Here is a 16,282-nt window from a genome sequence, read left to right as displayed (position 1 = left end):
GGCCGAGCGCCTCCTACGGCAACCGCAACCACCCCGTGCGCACCTGCCAGGAGCCCCCCGACTCCAACCGCTCCACCACCGCGCGCTCCAACCGCGTCCGCCTCGGCGCACCCCCCACATCCACCCGCGCCATGCCGAACACGAACCGGAACACGTCCGACTCCCCCGGCACACCCGCACCCACCAGCGTGAACCGCCGCTGGAACCCCACGATGTTGGACCCCTCCCCCAACACCGAGCCCCACTGCGGATCCAGCAACCACGACGTACACGTGGCCACCACCGGATCGATCCCCAAACACTCCCGGGCGAACCCCCGCGCCCGCCCCAGCGCCTCCTGCACCGCCACCGGGTCCAACCCGCCCGTGGGAATGTGCAACCGCAGCACCGGATCACCCACACCCATCCCCGGACCCAGCCCCCGCGCCTCCTCGGGCGCATACCACTCCACCCCGCCCTGGTTCCCCAACAGGGCCGGCTCGAACTGCAACCCGCCCACCCAGAACAGGCGGCCCCGGAACTGCGCCGCCACCCACGACGCCGTCTCCAGCGACAGCCGGCCGAACATCCGCCGCGAACGCCCCATCTGCACACCCACGTCCGCGAGCGTGGCCGCCGTCACCGACCGCTCCACACCCCGCGCACCGTGCGAGGCGAACTGCGCCCCCACCATCGCCGCGAACGCCCACAGCGACGCCACCCGCACCCGCGGATCCTCCACACCCACCAGCGAGGGCCAGTCCCGCCACTGCCCCGCCGCCAGCTCCGCATCGGCGCACAACCGCCGGTACATGCACTCCACCACGTACCACAGCTCCGGCGGCCACACCCCCCACGGCCCGCCCGACCCCGGCCACAACCCCTCCACCTCGGCCCGGTCCACCGCCTCCAGGGCGAACAGGTCCAACACCCGCGCCGCCTGCGCCCCCGAGGGCACCACCAGCGCCCTCACCGGCTCCGGCAACAGCGCAGCCTCCTCCAACCACGCACGCTCACCAGCACCCAGCCCGAAACGCTCCGCAACAGCACCACTGTCCATCCCCACATCATGGCCGAACCGCCACACCCGGCGCGAGTGAGGCCAGGCTCACAGGTGGGCATAGGGTTGACGTAACCCGGCGATACCAACAAACCCACCGAAACCGAGGAAGACCACCGATGCCCGTGCCCGACCCGGCGCACCACGTACGCGACTGGCTCGCCACCTACGACACACCCACCACATCGGTGGCCCACCTCCTCTGCGACCGCCACGACCCCCACACCGTCGCCACCACAGAAATCGGCCCCACCCTCACCGCCACCACCCTCACCTACGGCGAACTCGCCCACCGCTCCCGCGCCCTGGCCACCGGACTCGCCGACCTCGGCATCACCACCGGCGACCGCGTCGCCACCCTCCTGCCCAAAGGCACCGACCTCACCGTCACCGCCCTCGCCGTCTGGCGCCTGGGCGCCGTCCTGGTCCCCCTCCTCTCCTCCTTCGCCCCCTCCGCCATCAACGAACGCCTCACCAACTCCCGCGCACGCCTGGTCGTCTGCGACGACGAATACCGCACCAAACTCGACCCCACCCCCCACACCAGCCCCACCTGGGACATCGCCACCACCGGCACCCACCCCCTACGCCCCGGCGACCACACCCTCACCACCCTCACCCAACACACCACCACCCCCACCGTCACCGACACCCCCATCGGCGGCCACGGCACCCTCGCCATCCTCTACGTCTCCGCCAACGTCGGCCCGCCCCGCGGCGTCCCCGTCCCCGCCCGCGCCCTGACCGCCATGCACGCCTACCACCACTACGGCCTCGGCGTCCGCGACGACGACGTCTACTGGAACACCGCCGACCCCGGCTCCGCCTACGGCCTCTACCACGGCCTCATCTCCCCCCTCCTGGCCGGACACGGCTCCCTCGCCCTGCGCGCGGGATTCTTCGACCCCGAACTCACCCTCGACGTCCTGGGCCTGTACGGCGTCACCAACCTCGCCGCCGACCCCACCACCTACCGCACCCTGCGCGCCGCCACCAAGACCCTGCCCCCCGAAGTCATGGTCCAACGCCTCACCAGCGCCGGCGAACCCCTGGCCCCCGACGTCATCGACTGGGTCGCCGACGTCTTCGGCGTCCCCGTACGCGACCACTACGGCCAGACCGAACTCGGCTGGTGCATCGGCGTCCCCAACGGCGACACCCCCGCCCCCGCCACCCCCCTCGTCCCCGGCGCCATCGGCCCCGCCCTGCCCGGCTGGAACATCCAGGTCCTCGAAGCCGTCTCCGACGACCCCGCCCCCCTTGGCACCTACGGCCGCATCGCCATCGACCTCGCCAACAGCCCCCTCGCCTGGTTCGAGGGCTACCTCGACAACGAGGCCGCCTCCCAGGTCCGCTTCACCCCCGACCACGCCCACTACCTCACCGGCGACACCGGCATCCAGGACCGCGACGGCCAGATCTTCTTCTCCACCCGCGACGACGGCGCCATCCGCACCCACGGCTACCGCATCGGCCCCACCGAGGTCGAGGCCGTCCTCAACGACCACCCCGCCGTCGAGGAGTGCGGCGTCTACTCCATCCCCGACGAGATCGCCGGACAGCTCATCGGCGCCCGCATCGTGCCCGCCCCCGGGCACACCGCCACCCCGCGCCTGGCCGACGACCTCAAGGAATGGGTACGCACCCGCTTCGCCACCCACGCCGCACCCCAGGTCGTCGACTTCGTCGACGAACTCCCCCGCACCGCCTCCGGCAAGATGCGCCGCTCACGCCTGCGATGACCCCGCCGGGCGGTCCGGCACAGGGCCGGGCCGCCCGGCGTGCACGCCCCCGAGAACCACCGCGAACCCACACAGACCCCCCCCCCCAAACCACCCCAGACACCCACCAACCCTCACTTTTGATAACTTGACTTATCGAAACTCAAAAAACAGGCGTCCACCCCACCCCCGGAGCCCCCGTGACAGCCCAGCCGCCCCCCCACCCCACCGACGACCCGACCCAGGCAATCGCCCTCCACAACCACCACACACCCGCCCTCCCCGACACCGCACTGACCGCATCCGCAGCCGCACGCGTGGCCGACGGATGGGCCGCCTCCACCCGCACCGGCTACGCCCGCGACTGGCACACCTTCACCACCTGGTGCTCACACACCTCCCGCACCCCCCTCCCCGCCACCGCCGAAACCCTCGCCTCCTACACCGACCACCTCGCCACCACCGCAGCCGCCCCCACCACCGTCGACCGGGCCCTGGGCGCCATCGCCTCCCGCCACGCCGCCGCCGGACACGCCGTCTCCACCAAGGCCGCCCGCCTCGTCCTGCGCTCCTACCGCCGCGAATGGGCCGCAGCCGGAGGCCGCCGCAAACAGGCGCCGGCACTCTCCGTCGAAGAACTCCGACAGATGCTCGACGCCGCCCAAGAAGGCCTGACAGGCCTGCGCGACCGCACACTCCTCCTCCTCGGCTACGCCATGATGGCCCGCCGCTCCGAACTCGCCGCCCTGAACACCACCGACCTGCGCCAGGTCCCCGAAGGCCTCGAAGTGTTCGTGGCCACCTCCAAGACCGACAAGGACTCCGCCGGCACCACGGTCGCCATCCCCTACGGCACACACCTGCTCACCTGCCCGGTACGCACCACCACCGCCTACCTCGCAGCCCTGGCCGACGCCGGGGTCACCGAAGGACCGCTGCTGCGCTCGATCGACCGCCACGGACGAGCGGCCGGAACCGCCGATTCGGCCGGACGCGGAACAGGCCGCATGTCCGGAGCCGGGATCAACCTCGTGGTCAAACGCCTCGCGGACAAGGCCGGCATCGAGAACGTCACCGCCCACTCCCTACGCTCCGGACCCGCCACCGCCGCAGCCGCCGCCGGCGCCCCCCGCGCCTGGATCGCCCGCCAGGGCCGATGGTCCGAAGCCTCCACCGCCGTCGACACCTACATCCGCCCCGCCGACGCCTGGCGCGACAACCCCATCCGCAAAGTCGGACTCTGACCCCCGCCCCCACCCGGGGGCACACCGGGTAAGGCCGAAAGGGGCAACCGCCCGGCGAGGCCCCTGGGCGCCGCCCGGATGCGATGGCCGGCGCTGTTCGGTTGCACCTCCGCGCAGATGCGGTCTTCAAGGCGACGGAACGCGGCTGGCCTTGAGGACCGCTTCGAGCTGCTCGCGCATCCATGCTGCGAGGGATCCCTCGCGGTGCAGTGCCCAGCCGATCAACGCGCCGTGATAGGCCGTCTCGAGAAGCTTGGCCAGGGCAATGACGTCGGTGCTGTCACAGAGCTCACCCTCGGTTACCGCTGCCTGCAGGTGGCGCTCGAGTGCCGCGCGTAGCCGGCGCGCGCCACGCAGGGTCTCCGCGTGGAAGTCGGGTTCGACGAGGTCCAGCTGGAGCATCGCCACCGAGTTCGCAACCCCCTCCGGGGTCATGTCCGGGTCCACCGCGCCGACCAGGCCCTCGACGACCCGGTCCAGCGGCGAAGGGTGTTCGGCCTTCTCAACCGGGAGAACCCACCGCTCCACGCCGCGGCGGTCTGCGGCGAGCAGCAGCTTACGCTTGGTGCCATAACGCTGGACCAGCGTGGCGGGAGCGAGGCCGACCTCGCGAGCCGCCGCGGCGAGTGTGAGCTTGGCTGGGCCGACACGGTGGGCGAGCGCGAGAACGCCGTCCAGGACGTCCTCGTCGGAGACAGTGCGCGGACGTGGCATCTATTCGACGGAGGGTTGCGCGGCCTCGGCGTCGGCCAAACGCGCCTCCGCGTCGACTACACCCCAGTCCGGGTACTCTCCGTCGACGTCGGAGAAGCCGTAGGTGTGCATGAGCTCCCACGAGCCGAGGCATTGCCCGGCGAAGCGGGCCCGGTCGGGGTCGGCGGCGAGGGCCGCGATCCCACGACCGAGCAGGTGGGGGGTCTCTGAGTAGCGGAAGTAGCCGCTGTGGGCATCGGCAGCGTCGCGCCAGGTGGCCTCGGTGACGCCGAAGTGTTCGAGCATGGCCTCAGAGCGCAGGAAGCCGGGGGTCACCGACAGCGCGGTCGCACCGTACGGGCGCAACTCGGCCGCCAGCGAGAAGCCGAGCCGCACGACCGCCTCCTTGACGTGGTCATAAGCGACGACGCCACGGAACGGGACGCCGGCCTTGCCGTCGCCGACCTCCACGACCAGCCCGTCTCCGGTCTCGATCAGCAGCGGCAGCGCGTAGTGCGCGGTGATCAGATGCGTCTCGATCCCGTTGCGCACGATCCGCAGCGTGTCCTCAAGCGGATGTTCCCACACACCCTTGACCCAGCGCGTGTACGGGTCGCCGCCCCAGACGTCGTTGACGAGCACGTCCAAGCGGCCGTGCTCGGCGCGGATCCGGTCCATCAACGCCGCGACATCGGCACTCTGGGAATGGTCGCAGCGGACGGGGATCCCGGTCCCACCGGCGGCGTCGACTAGTTCCGCGGTCTCTTCGATCGTCTCCGGCCGGTCCATCTCCGAGCGCCCGTCGCGAGTACTGCGGCCGCTGCCGTAGACGGTGGCTCCGAGCGCTCCGAGCTCGACAGCGATCGCGCGGCCACAGCCGCGAGTGGCGCCGGCGACGAGGGCGACCCGACCACTGAGGGGAGGCGTGATACTCATGTGGACGATTATAACCAAACGAACGTTTATATTGCCATTCGGAACGCTCAGGGTGAGATCTTCCCGTGTGCACAGTGCGGACGCGCCGTCATGGTCCACCTCGACCTGCAAGAGGTGCGACCGCTCGGAAAGGGTGGTCGAGATGGAGCGGGGTCGGGACGCTTCTTCAACCGGGGCACCCCGTCGTCGATGACCAGGTCGGCGTTGCCGGCATAGCCCACCTCCAGGGCCCGGGAGGCGTCCAGGTGCCGGTTGCGCAGGTGCTCCACGAACCCCGCCGCGGTGGCGGGCAGGCCGACCTCGCCGCAGAAGGCCTCCAGTGGTTCACGACGGGCTCAGGGGTGGCATTGCCCCTCTCGGGCCTACTTGGTTCACCCCCACCCGCCCCGCGCCACCGAGAACAGCCACCCGCCGACCCCGCCCCCCAGGGGTCGCGCCGGCGGACGAGAGGCCCCGCAGCGGACCGGCCGAAGGAGCCGAATGCCATCATCTGCACATGGTGATGGAGCCGATGCCCGACTACGACGACTTGATCTGGCTCTTCGAGGACGAGCCGATCCATCGGTATGCCGAGGACGAGAAGGCGACCGGGTACGAGTACGGCTGGCGCGAGCTGTGGCCGTACACGTCGGTGACCTTCAAGACCACTCGGTCCGGCTATGAGATCGCGATGGACATCGAACCGGGATACGAGGTTGTCCGCCTGCGGCTACGCGCCGAGAGCGACGGCACCGGACTGTTCGACCTGAACCTCGTCGGCGTGCGAACGGTCGGGGTGGAACGAACAGGTGGCCGCGAGTTCCTCCGCGTCGACTTTCCCGACGACGCCCCGGCGGCGACGCTATGGCTACGCATGAAACCGGACGTAGCGCTCCTGTGGTCATACGACGCGAACTCGTCCTGAGGAGGAGCACCGGCACGACCCCTGGCTACACGGCATCACACCCACACATAGTCGTCATCGGTCACAGCACCCCACCCCGCGTCGGCCACCACCGCACGCGGAGACGACAACGCCGCCAACGCCGCACCCACCGGCGGGAACAACGGCAGCGCACCGACCGCACGAAAATCCACCCACTCCACCACACCCACCTCGAAACCGCCGTCCCGCTGCTCGTCGTACTCCTCCACCGCCAACACCTCCCGCACCGCCTCACTCACATGCAACCGGTACAACAGGTGCAGCTTGCGCGGAGAGGGCGTGGGCCCCGGACGCGTCACCCGCTGATCCACCACCCACAACAGCTCCGGCGCCCCCGCCTGCCCCTCCCCGAGCCACAGCTCCTCGCCCAGCTCGCGCCACAGCGCGACCAGCAGGTCCTCACCGGGCTCGACGTTCCCGCCCGGAGGCGTGTAGTGCACGGAACCGGGCCGGTCCCTGCGGATCAGCGCGACCTCCTCACCGCAGAACACCAGCGCCCCGACACGGATCTTCACACGCGAGAACGCCTCGGAAGCACTCACAGCGCAGCCCCGCCGAACGGGAACCCGGCGCCCTCCGGACCCCGGAACACCGCCTCGCGCACCCCGCCCGGGCAGGCCCCGCGCCCCGCCGGCGCGATGCCGCACCCGGCGACCCCGGCCTCCGAGTCGTCGACGAACATTGTGCTCATCGCACGGCCCGCACGTTCGGGACAGACCTCCACGAACACGCCCCGGTGCCCGGCCGACTCCCGCACCGCCTCCGTCTCACCGTCCCCGTACACGGGCGGCGAGCCGAACAGGCGCTGGTACCACGCCGGGGCGGCCTGGTGGTCGGTGACGGGGATTCCCGCGTACAGGTCAAGGGCCATGCCGAGATCCTAGGGACTCCCCTCCCCCGCCACCAGGAGCGGCCCCGCACCACCGCGGCGCCGGGAGGCGCTCAGGGCACGAGCTCGTCGATGCGCGCGGCCAGGGCCATGTCCTTGTCGGTGAGAGCGCCCTCGGAGTGGGTGCTCAGCGCCAGGTGCAGCGTGTCGTAGCGGATGTCGATGTCGGGGTGGTGGTCCACCTGCTCGGCGGCCTGGGCGATCTCGTTGACCAGGGAGACGGCCGCCGGGAAGCCGGGCAGGCGCACCGTCCGGCGGATGACGGGTGCGTCGGGGTCCAGCTCCCAGCCGGTGAGCCTGGTCAGGCCGTCACGGACCTGGTCCTCGGTGAGCTTCATGCGGATCCTCTCCCCTGCCCGCGCACGGCGGACGGTCTGCTGCGCCCGGTACGCGGGACGGCCGGGACCGACCGTCCCGCGTACCGTTTCCGGCGCCGTTGGGTGAACACCCGGTCGCCCCGGGTGCACGCGGATGTGTTCGCAGGAGGCTACGTACCCCTCGGAGAGCCCCTGTTCACACAGAGCTCTCGCTACGGAAGTGATTTCTGGTATTCAGTGCGGCGAAGCCGCCCCTTTGTTCTGTTTGTCTGATTTTTGAGAGAAGTGTCCATCTTTACGACGTAGATTTTTTGCCCGTTTCGCGTTATCAAGCTGAGGCCCACGCCCTGACCTGCGAAGATGCTCTCACACACCCTCTCATCAGCCTTTTCAGCCCTTTCAGGCTTGCGTAATCCCCCGCGGAGCGGTTCACTCTGGGAAACCCCGGCCCTCCCCCACCCCGGCGGACGCTTCCCAGCCACGCCCGCCTCTCCCCCGGAAGCGAGCCCATGCCCCACGAGAAGCGCCGGTCGCTTCGCGCCCGCATGATCACGCTGGTCCTGATCCCCAGCACCGCGCTGCTGCTCCTGTGGGCTGCCTTCACCGCCGTCCTGGTCACCGACATCCGCGAACTGCGCACCACCGCCGCCCTCACCGAGCAGGTCGCCACCCCCGTCATCACGGTCATCGGCGAACTCCAGCGCGAACGGCGCGCCACCATGGACTCCGCCAACGGCACCGAGCGCACCGCCCACCGCCTGCGGACCACCCGGCAGGAGACCACCGAGGCCGTCGAAGCCCTCCGCCTGCGCCTGCGCGCGTTCGACGAGGACGACCTGCCCGAACAGGCCCTGAACTTCCAGCGCTCCCTCAACCGGCTCGAGGCCCACCGCCAGAGGGTCGACGCCCTCTCCCCCGGCGAACGCACCCTGGAGGAGGCCGCCACCGCCTACACCGAGATCATCGAGAGCGGGCTGCGCGTGTGGGACGCCCAGGTCGAGCGCGCCGACTCCGCCCAGGTCCCCCACCTGCGCTCCCTGACCTCCCTGGCCCGCACCCGCGAACTCCTCAACCAGCAGGACGCCGTCCTGGCCCACGCGGTCGCCACCAACGCCTTCCCCGCCGAGGCCCACGCCGAGTTCGCCGCCGCCGCCGGGGCCCAGCGCTACACCTGGGGCCGGGTGGGCGCCGAACTCAACGACCAGGACAGTCAGCACTACCTCCTCCTGGAGTCCTACTCCGCCCTGCAGAGCGTCTACCAGCTCCAGGAGAGCATCATCAGCATGCCCATCCGGGGCGAGAACACCGTCCCGGTCAACGCCACCGCCTGGCGCGGCGCCGCCGAGGCCGTGGACCTGCGCATGCGCGGTGTGGAGGAGGCCCGGACCGAGCAGGTCGTCGCCTTCAGCCACACCCAGTCCGCCGAACTGCGCAACAGCGCCCTGCTCATCAGCGTGCCCGCCCTCGTGGCGGCGCTGGCCTCCTCCGCGGTGGCCGTGGGCGGCACCCAGCGCCTGGGACGCCGGCTCCAGCACCTGCGGGTCCTCACCCTGGAACACGCGCAGGTGCGCCTGCCCGAGGTGACCGCCCGCCTGCGCGCGGGCGGCAGCGTGGACGTGGACGCCGAGGTCCCCAAACTGCGCGTGCGGGTGCGCGACGAGATCGGCCGGATGGCCGAGGCGTTCAACGACGCCCAGCGGGCCGCGGTCGCCGCCGCCGTGGAGGAGGCCCAGGTCCGCGCCGGGGTGCGCGCCATGTTCCGCAACATCGCACGCCGCACGCAGTCGCTCGTCCACCGCCAGCTGGGGCTGCTGGACACCCTGGAACGGGGCGAGACCGACCCCGAGGTGCTGGAGGCGCTGTTCCGCATCGACCACTTCAGCACCCAGCTGCGGCGCAACGCCGAGAACCTCATGCTGCTGAGCGGGGACACCCCCGTGCGCCGTGGACTGGGCCCGGTACGGCTGTACGAGGCGGTGCGAGCCGCCGCCAGCGAGATCGAGGACTACGCGCGGGTGCGCATCCTGGCCCTGCCCGCGGTCGCGCTGCGCGGCGACGTGGGGACCGACACCGTCCGGCTGCTCGCCGAACTGCTGGAGAACGCGACCTCCTTCTCCCCCCCGGGGACGGAGGTGACGGTCCGGGGCCGCGAGGACGACCTCGGCCGCCACGTCCTGGAGGTGGAGGACCGCGGACTGGGCATGACCGACGCCCAGCTGGACTCGGCGAACGTGCTGCTGGCCGACCCGCCCCGGTTCGACCTGGCCCGCATGCGCGAGGACTCGCACCTGGGCCTGTTCGTGGTCGCCACGATCGCGGCCCGGCACGACTTCGAGGTGACGCTGCGGGACTCCCCCCACGGGGGGACCCGGGCCGTGGTGTCCATCCCCCGCCGGGCCCTGGCCGCGCCCGGGGACGGCCCCTCGCCGCTGCAGGCCACCGGGCCGCACCGGCGACCCGTCCCCGGCGCCGGAACGGCCGACCCGGCCGCGGAGCCCGGCGTGGTGCTCACCGAGGTCGCGGCGGCCCCCGCCCCCTCCGAGCCGCAGGACCGGGGCACCCCGGCCGGCGAGGGGGCCGCCGACGGCGCCGGGGACGGGGCGGAGGACACCTACATGGGGCTGCCACGGCGCCGGCGCAAGCACGTGGCGCCCCCCCAGGAGGCGCCCGCGGCGGCGCAGGACACGGGCGGGCAGCGTTCGCTGTCGGACATCCGGTCCATGATGAGTGCCTTCCAGTCCGGGACCCTGCGCGGGCGCGCGGAGTCCGAGGAACTGGGTGAGGGTGGCGCGCGCGGTGCGCGCCCCGGTGAGAGGTCGGAAGGGTGATGTCGATGTCGGCGGGCACTACGGCGGGAGACCGGGTCACCGGTGGAGAAGAGGTGGGCGGGGAGCCCCCGGCCAGGACCCTGGACTGGCTGCTGGGCGACCTGGTGGACAGGGTGGCCGGTGCGCGCGACGCCCTGCTGCTGTCCGCGGACGGCCTCCTGCTGTCCTCCTCCCCGGGGCTGGTCCGGGAGGAGGGGGAGAGGCTCGCGGCGATCGCGTCGGGGTTCGCCAGCCTGGCCCGGGGGGCGCGTTCGCAACTGGGGGCCTCGGAGGTGCGTCAGACCGTCGTGGAGATGGACAACGTCTTCTTCTTCGTGCTGGCCGCGGGCCGGGGCGCCTCGTTGGCCGTGGTGGCCGAGTCCACGTGCGACATGGGCCAGGCCGCGTTCGAGGTGAACCGCCTCGTGCGCCAGGTGGGGCCGCACCTGTCGGCGCTGCCCCGCCGCGGGCACGGGAGGTCGTGAGGCGGGGGCCGGTGCGCCGCGACGGCGCACGGCCCGTGCCGTCGAGGAGGAGTGGGAGTGAGCGCGGTGCCGCCTGGCGAGGAGTTCCCCCGGGAATGGTCGTTCGAGTCGAGCCTGATCCGGCCCTACTCGCTGACGGGTGGGCGGACACGGCCCTCGCGCTCGGACTTCTCCATGACGTCGCAGGTGGTGGCGGTCCCGTCGGGAGCGCCGCCGGAGGTGGACCCGGAGCTGGAGCTGATCCTGTCGCTGTGCGCGCGTCCGCTCTCGGTGGCGGAGGTGGCCTCGCGGTCGGGTTTTCCCCTGGGCGTGACCAGGATCCTGCTGGCCGACCTGTTGGACCAGGGGTACGTGATGGTGCATACCTCGGACTGGGAGCGGAACAGGCCCGACGCGGCGACGCTGCGCGCGGTACTGGACCGTATCCGGGAGTTGTGAGGGTGGAACGGATGGGCCTGAGAGGCCGGATGGGGTGGATGGGGCGTTGGTCGTGATGGAGGCCGAGGGGGCAGGGCCTGTCCCCGACACCCTGAAGATCGTGGTGGCCGGGGGTTTCGGGGCCGGCAAGACCACCTTGGTGTCGGCGTTGAGCGAGGTGGAGGCGCTGCACACCGAGGAGGTCATGACCTCCGAGAGCGTGGGGGTGGACGACCTGGAGGGCGTGGAGGGCAAGACCACGACGACGGTGGCGCTCGACTTCGGACGCATCACCTTGGACGAGTCGACGGTGGTGTACCTGTTCGGTACCCCCGGGCAGCGCCGGTTCTCGTTCATGTGGGAGGAGCTGGTCGAGGGCGCTCTGGGTGCGGTGGTGCTGGCCGACACGCGCCGGCTGGCGGACTCCTTCGACGCGATCGACTTCTTCGAGTCGCGCGGGGTGCCGTTCGTGGTGGCGGTGAACTGCTTCGACGGGCACCGCACACACCGGGCCGACGACGTGCGGGTGGCGTTGGACCTGGAGGAGCGTGTGCCGTTGCTGCTGTGCGACGCGCGGGACCGGGAGTCGGTCAAGGAGGTGGTGGTGGAGCTGGTGTCGCTGGTGCTGCGGTTGGAGCTGTCGGGGGCCTGAAGGGGGCCGGCCCTGATCGGGCGCCGCTACCGGGCCGCGCCCCGGCGGTCCACGGGCACGATCATCGGCGTGCCGGTCTCGGGGTCGGGGATGATCCGCACCGGGAGCCCGAACACCTCCTCCACGAGTTCGGCGGTGACCACCTTCGCCGGGTCGCCCTCGGCGACGATGGCGCCCTCCTTCATCACGATCAGGTGGCTCGCGTAGCGGCACGCGTGGTTGAGGTCGTGCAGGACGGCCACCAGCGTGTAGCCGCGCTCGGCGTGCAGGTCGGCGCACAGGTCGAGCATGTCCATCTGGTGGGCGATGTCCAGGTAGGTGGTGGGCTCGTCCAGCAGCAGCAGCGGGGTCTGCTGGGCCAGGACCATCGCCAGCCACACGCGCTGGCGCTGCCCCCCGGAGAGCTCGTCCACCGACCGGTCGGCCAGGGCGGTGACGCCGGTGGCGTCCATGGCCTCGGCCACCACCGCCTCGTCCTGGGCCGACCACTGGCGCAGGAACCCCTGGTGCGGGAACCTGCCCCGGGCCACCAGGTCGGCGACCCCGATGCCGTCGGGGGCGATGGAGGTCTGCGGGAGCAGCCCCAGGCGGCGTGCGACCTCCTTGGCCGGGTAGGAGCCGATGACCTGCCCGTCCAGGTGGACGTGCCCGTGCGCGGGCTTGAGCGTGCGCGACAGGGCCCGCAGCAGGGTGGACTTGCCGCACGCGTTGGGGCCCACGATCACCGTGAAGGAGTTGTCGGGGATCGACACGGCCAGGTTCTGGGAGATGACGCGCTGCTCGTAGGCGAGGGTGAGGTCCCGGCCGTTGAGGCGGGAACCGGTGTCGGCTGGAGTGGTCATCGTTCTCTCTCGGTCTCGCTCAGGCACGTCCGCCGCGCCATTCGGTGTACAGCAGCCAGATCAGGTAGCTCCCGCCGATGACGGCGGTGACCACGCCCACGGGAAGCTGGGTGGGCGCCAGGGCGCGCAGCGCCACCAGGTCCGCGACCACCAGCAGGGTCGCTCCCGTGAGCGCGGAGCCCACCAGGGTGGTCCCGCCGGTGCGGGTCAGGCGCCGGGCGATCTGGGGAGCGGCCAGGGCCACGAAGCCGATGGGGCCCGCCACCGCGATGGCGGCGCCGGTCAGCGCGCTGGCGGCCGCCAGGGCCCAGATCTGGGTGGAGCGGATGGGCACCCCGAGCCCCTGCGCCGTGTCGTCGCCCAGCTCCATGAAGCGCAGCCGCCGGCCCAGGGCCAGGAGCACGGGGGCCAGGACCGCCAGGGAGATCCACACGGCGGCGACCTCGGCCCAGCCGCGCGAGTTGAGGCTGCCGATCATCCAGATCTGGGCGCCCAGGGCGTCGGTGAGCTCGGCACGGGTCAACAGGTAGTCGCGGACCGACCCGAGCATCGCGGACACGCCGATGCCCACCAGGACCAGCCGGTACCCCTGCACGCCGTTCTTCATGGCCAGGAGGTAGACGATCGCGGCGGTGAGCAGCCCCCCGGCGATGGCCCCCAGGGACACCGCCAGCCGGCCGGCGCCCAGGACCAGGATGACCAGGACGGCGCCGGTGGCGGCCCCTGACGTGAAGCCGATGATGTCGGGGCTGCCCAGGGCGTTGCGCGACAGGCTCTGGAAGACCGAGCCCGCGATGCCCAGGGCCGCGCCCACGCCGATCGCGGTCAGCGCGCGGGGCAGGCGCACGCCCTGGACGAAGAAGACGTCGAGGCGTTCGCCGTAGCCCAGGATCGCGCCGGGCACGGCCGCCAGGGAGATCTCGTAGTCCCCCACCGTGACCGTCACGGCCAGAGCGAGGACGCCGACCAGGACCAGGGCCAGGCACACGGCCACGGTGCGCGGGCGCACCAGCAGGGAGAGCCGTTCGCCGAACAGGCGCACGGCCAGGGCGCCGCGCGGGGTGGCGCGGCCGGTCGGGGTGGGGCGCGGCGGCGCCAGGGTCTTGCTCACAGCTGGGCCATCCTTCTGCTGCGGACCAGGGCGATGAACAGGGGCGCCCCGACGAAAGCGGTGATGATGCCGACCTCCAGTTCGGAGTGGGGCAGGACGACGCGGCCGACCACGTCCGCGGCGGTGAGCAGGATCGCGCCCAGGACGGCGGCGTAGGGCAGCAGCCACCGCTGGTCGGGGCCGGTGATCATGCGCGCGGCGTGGGGGATGATCAGGCCCACGAACCAGATGGGCCCCGCCGAGGCGGTGGCCGCCCCGCACAGCAGGACCACGGCCAGGGCCGTGGCGGTGCGGATCAGGGGGATCCTGGCGCCGAGGGTGGCCGCGAGGTCGTCGCCCAGGGCGACCGCGTTGAGGGAGGGGCCCAGGCACAGGGTCAGGACCACCCCGGCGACGAGGAAGGGGGCCACCTGCCAGAAGACGTCGAGGTCGCGTCCGGCGAGGGAGCCCACCTGCCAGAAGCGGATCCGGTCGAAGACGAAGTCGTTGAGGACGATCACTCCGTAGACGATCCCCTGGAGCACGACCGCGACCGCGGTGCCGGCCAGTGCCAGGCGGACCGGGGTGGCGCTGGCGCGCCCGCGCGATCCCAGGGCGTAGACGGCCACGGCCGCCACGGCGGCGCCGATGAACGCGGGCCACACGAACGCCGACCCTCCGGCGCCGAACGCGAAGACGGCGATGACGACGGCGGCGGCGGCCCCGGAGTTGATGCCCAGCAGGCCGGGTTCGGCGAGGGGGTTGCGGGTCAGGGCCTGCATGAGGGCGCCGGCCAGGCCCAGCGCGGCGCCGACGAAGATGCCGATGACCGTGCGGGGCACGCGCAGGCTGCGGATGACGTCGTGGTCGTAGCTGCCGTCGTAGGCGGCCAGGGCGGCCCAGACGTCGGCGACGGGGATGGGTTTGGCCCCGACGGTGATGCTGAGCAGGGCACACACGGCGAGGACGCCGAGGGCCAGGAGCAGACCCGTGGGTCGAAGGACACGCCTGGTGAGGGTGGGGCGCGTGAGGGTGGGCGCGCGCAGGGCCACGGCTTCCCCGTTCGTTGTGGCGTGGGTGGTGGGTGGGGCCGCCCTGTCGGGCGCGGCCCGGCGGGGCGTGGTTCGCGGAACCGAAAAGCCCAGGGGACAGGTTAGCCTTACCTTCATCCTGTTCGCACGGAAGGGCCCCTCATGGTTTCGCTCCCGCGCACCGCACGCACCCTGGTCACAGTAGCCGCCCTGGGCTCGCTCCTGGCCTGCGGGGGCTCCCCGCAGCCCCCGGCGCCGGAGGAACCGGAGGGCGGCACCCGCACCGTGGAGGCGGCCAACGGGCCCGTGGAGATCCCCGCCACACCGCACAGGATCGCCGTGCTGTGGCGCCCCACGCTGGCGGCGGTCACCCTTCTGGGCCACGACGTGGTCGCGACCATGGGCACGCCCGGCGGGGAGGACCAGGGGCTGGCGCCGTTCCTGCCCGAGGGCGCGGACGGCGGCGGGCACGCCCTGGTGACCAACTCCCCCTCCGAGGAGGACGTCGACGTCGAGGAGCTCGCCAACGCCGCACCGGACCTGATCATCGGCGTCAGCACCCCGGTGGGCGCGCAGGCGGACATGCTGGAGAGCCTGGAGGCGATCGCGCCGACGGTGCTGCTGGAGTGGGAGGGCACCGGGTCCTGGCGCGGGCACCTGGACGAGGTGGCCGGGGTCCTGGACGCCTCGGAGGAGGCGGGGCGGGCCCTGGAGGCGTACGAGGAGGCGGTGGCCTCCGCCCGCGGGGACATCGAGGCGGCCGGCGTGGACCCCGCCGCGACCGAGCTGTCGCTGGTGCGGTTGCAGAGCGGGAGCGAGATACGCCTGGAGACGGCGGAGTCCTTTCCCGGTCAGGTCGTGGACGACCTGGGGTTCGCCCGCCCGGAGGGGCAGCTGGAGGGCGAGGGCCCGAGCGACTACATCGCGCAGAGCTACGAGAACCTGGACCGGGCGGACGGGGACGCCGTCTTCGTCATGGCCGGGTCCGGGTACCCCGACGCGCCGCGGACCTTCTCCGAGGGGGTGTGGTCGAACCTGGACGCCGTGCGCGAGGAGGCGGTGTACCGGGTGGACCACGACCACTGGGGCGCGGCCAACCACTACGCGGCGCTGCGGATCGTGGAGGACGTCAGGGCGGCCCTGACCGGGGAGGCCGAACCCGCCCTGTGACACCGCCGCCCCGGGCGCACGCAG

At 72.2% G+C, this 16,282-nt stretch carries 17 protein-coding genes and 1 pseudogene; 8 read left to right on the top strand and 10 right to left on the bottom strand.

The genetic code is table 11. The features are described 5' to 3' along the window. Nucleotides 1–13 precede the first annotated feature (13 nt). Nucleotides 14–1,039, bottom strand: coding sequence for an acyltransferase domain-containing protein (locus ACWGL3_RS09210; RefSeq protein ID WP_267949941.1), 1,026 nt, complete (start codon nt 1,037–1,039; stop codon nt 14–16). A 119-nt stretch (nt 1,040–1,158) separates the two neighbouring features. Here ACWGL3_RS09210 and ACWGL3_RS09205 point away from each other — a divergent pair, with 119 nt between their 5' ends. Both ACWGL3_RS09205 and ACWGL3_RS09200 read left to right on the top strand, forming a co-directional pair. Further along, nucleotides 1,159–2,781 (top strand): AMP-binding protein, encoded by a 1,623-nt coding sequence (locus ACWGL3_RS09205; protein WP_452461131.1) that lies wholly within the window; start codon nt 1,159–1,161, stop codon nt 2,779–2,781. Between the two features lie 179 nt (nt 2,782–2,960). Continuing rightward, a complete protein-coding gene (locus ACWGL3_RS09200; protein WP_452461130.1) occupies nt 2,961–4,004 on the top strand; it encodes a tyrosine-type recombinase/integrase in 1,044 nt (347 codons plus the stop codon). Nucleotides 4,005–4,130: 126 nt separating this feature from the next. Here ACWGL3_RS09200 and ACWGL3_RS09195 read toward each other — a convergent pair whose 3' ends face one another. From ACWGL3_RS09195 to ACWGL3_RS09185, 3 genes and pseudogenes are all read right to left on the bottom strand, one after another. Next, nucleotides 4,131–4,718 carry a TetR/AcrR family transcriptional regulator gene (locus tag ACWGL3_RS09195; protein WP_267949938.1) on the bottom strand — a complete coding sequence of 196 codons (588 nt, stop codon included), beginning with the start codon at nt 4,716–4,718 and terminating at the stop codon, nt 4,131–4,133. Then, a complete protein-coding gene (locus ACWGL3_RS09190) occupies nt 4,719–5,633 on the bottom strand; it encodes an SDR family oxidoreductase (RefSeq protein ID WP_452461129.1) in 915 nt (304 codons plus the stop codon). It lies immediately after the preceding gene. A 137-nt stretch (nt 5,634–5,770) separates the two neighbouring features. Continuing rightward, a pseudogene (locus tag ACWGL3_RS09185) lies at nt 5,771–5,953 on the bottom strand (hypothetical protein); the annotation flags it as partial. Nucleotides 5,954–6,129: 176 nt separating this feature from the next. Between ACWGL3_RS09185 and ACWGL3_RS09180 the strand changes: the two are divergent. Beyond that, complete coding sequence (locus tag ACWGL3_RS09180) at nt 6,130–6,537, top strand: hypothetical protein (protein WP_452461128.1); 408 nt, start codon at nt 6,130–6,132, stop codon at nt 6,535–6,537. Between the two features lie 35 nt (nt 6,538–6,572). Here ACWGL3_RS09180 and ACWGL3_RS09175 read toward each other — a convergent pair whose 3' ends face one another. From ACWGL3_RS09175 to ACWGL3_RS09165, 3 genes are all read right to left on the bottom strand, one after another. Beyond that, nucleotides 6,573–7,073 (bottom strand): NUDIX domain-containing protein, encoded by a 501-nt coding sequence (locus ACWGL3_RS09175; RefSeq protein ID WP_267949935.1) that lies wholly within the window; start codon nt 7,071–7,073, stop codon nt 6,573–6,575. Between the two features lie 23 nt (nt 7,074–7,096). Further along, nucleotides 7,097–7,429 (bottom strand): VOC family protein, encoded by a 333-nt coding sequence (locus ACWGL3_RS09170; RefSeq protein WP_452461127.1) that lies wholly within the window; start codon nt 7,427–7,429, stop codon nt 7,097–7,099. A 71-nt stretch (nt 7,430–7,500) separates the two neighbouring features. Then, nucleotides 7,501–7,785, bottom strand: a complete 285-nt coding sequence (locus ACWGL3_RS09165; RefSeq protein ID WP_267949933.1) for a 4a-hydroxytetrahydrobiopterin dehydratase — start codon at nt 7,783–7,785, stop codon at nt 7,501–7,503. A gap of 488 nt (nt 7,786–8,273) precedes the next feature. On the opposite strand from ACWGL3_RS09165, the gene ACWGL3_RS09160 reads away from it, so the two are divergent. From ACWGL3_RS09160 to ACWGL3_RS09145, 4 genes are read left to right on the top strand one after another with little or no spacing between them, the layout of a single operon-like run. After that, complete coding sequence (locus tag ACWGL3_RS09160) at nt 8,274–10,592, top strand: sensor histidine kinase (protein ID WP_452461126.1); 2,319 nt, start codon at nt 8,274–8,276, stop codon at nt 10,590–10,592. Next, on the top strand, nt 10,592–11,056 hold the full coding sequence (locus ACWGL3_RS09155) for a roadblock/LC7 domain-containing protein (protein WP_452461125.1): 465 nt from the start codon (nt 10,592–10,594) through the stop codon (nt 11,054–11,056). The genes ACWGL3_RS09160 and ACWGL3_RS09155 overlap by 1 nt, the downstream gene beginning before the upstream one ends. Nucleotides 11,057–11,113: 57 nt before the next feature. Next, a complete protein-coding gene (locus ACWGL3_RS09150; protein ID WP_267949930.1) occupies nt 11,114–11,494 on the top strand; it encodes a DUF742 domain-containing protein in 381 nt (126 codons plus the stop codon). Nucleotides 11,495–11,549: 55 nt separating this feature from the next. Then, on the top strand, nt 11,550–12,125 hold the full coding sequence (locus ACWGL3_RS09145) for a GTP-binding protein (protein ID WP_267950376.1): 576 nt from the start codon (nt 11,550–11,552) through the stop codon (nt 12,123–12,125). A 26-nt stretch (nt 12,126–12,151) separates the two neighbouring features. On the opposite strand, the gene ACWGL3_RS09140 is transcribed toward ACWGL3_RS09145, so the two are convergent. From ACWGL3_RS09140 to ACWGL3_RS09130, 3 genes are read right to left on the bottom strand one after another with little or no spacing between them, the layout of a single operon-like run. Further along, nucleotides 12,152–12,967 (bottom strand): ABC transporter ATP-binding protein, encoded by an 816-nt coding sequence (locus ACWGL3_RS09140; RefSeq protein WP_267949929.1) that lies wholly within the window; start codon nt 12,965–12,967, stop codon nt 12,152–12,154. A 19-nt stretch (nt 12,968–12,986) separates the two neighbouring features. Then, the gene (locus ACWGL3_RS09135; protein ID WP_452461124.1) at nt 12,987–14,078 is read right to left on the bottom strand and encodes a FecCD family ABC transporter permease; all 1,092 of its coding nucleotides are present in this window, start codon (nt 14,076–14,078) and stop codon (nt 12,987–12,989) included. Next, on the bottom strand, nt 14,075–15,109 hold the full coding sequence (locus tag ACWGL3_RS09130; RefSeq protein ID WP_452461123.1) for a FecCD family ABC transporter permease: 1,035 nt from the start codon (nt 15,107–15,109) through the stop codon (nt 14,075–14,077). The genes ACWGL3_RS09135 and ACWGL3_RS09130 overlap by 4 nt, the downstream gene beginning before the upstream one ends. 141 nt (nt 15,110–15,250) lie before the next feature. On the opposite strand from ACWGL3_RS09130, the gene ACWGL3_RS09125 reads away from it, so the two are divergent. Then, nucleotides 15,251–16,258, top strand: coding sequence for an ABC transporter substrate-binding protein (locus tag ACWGL3_RS09125; RefSeq protein ID WP_267949926.1), 1,008 nt, complete (start codon nt 15,251–15,253; stop codon nt 16,256–16,258). Nucleotides 16,259–16,282: the final 24 nt, after the last annotated feature.

The organism is Nocardiopsis sp. NPDC055824 (assembly GCF_053616335.1).
The sequence above is the reverse complement of the archived record's forward strand: the minus strand, read 5'-3'. Positions and strand labels throughout refer to the sequence as shown.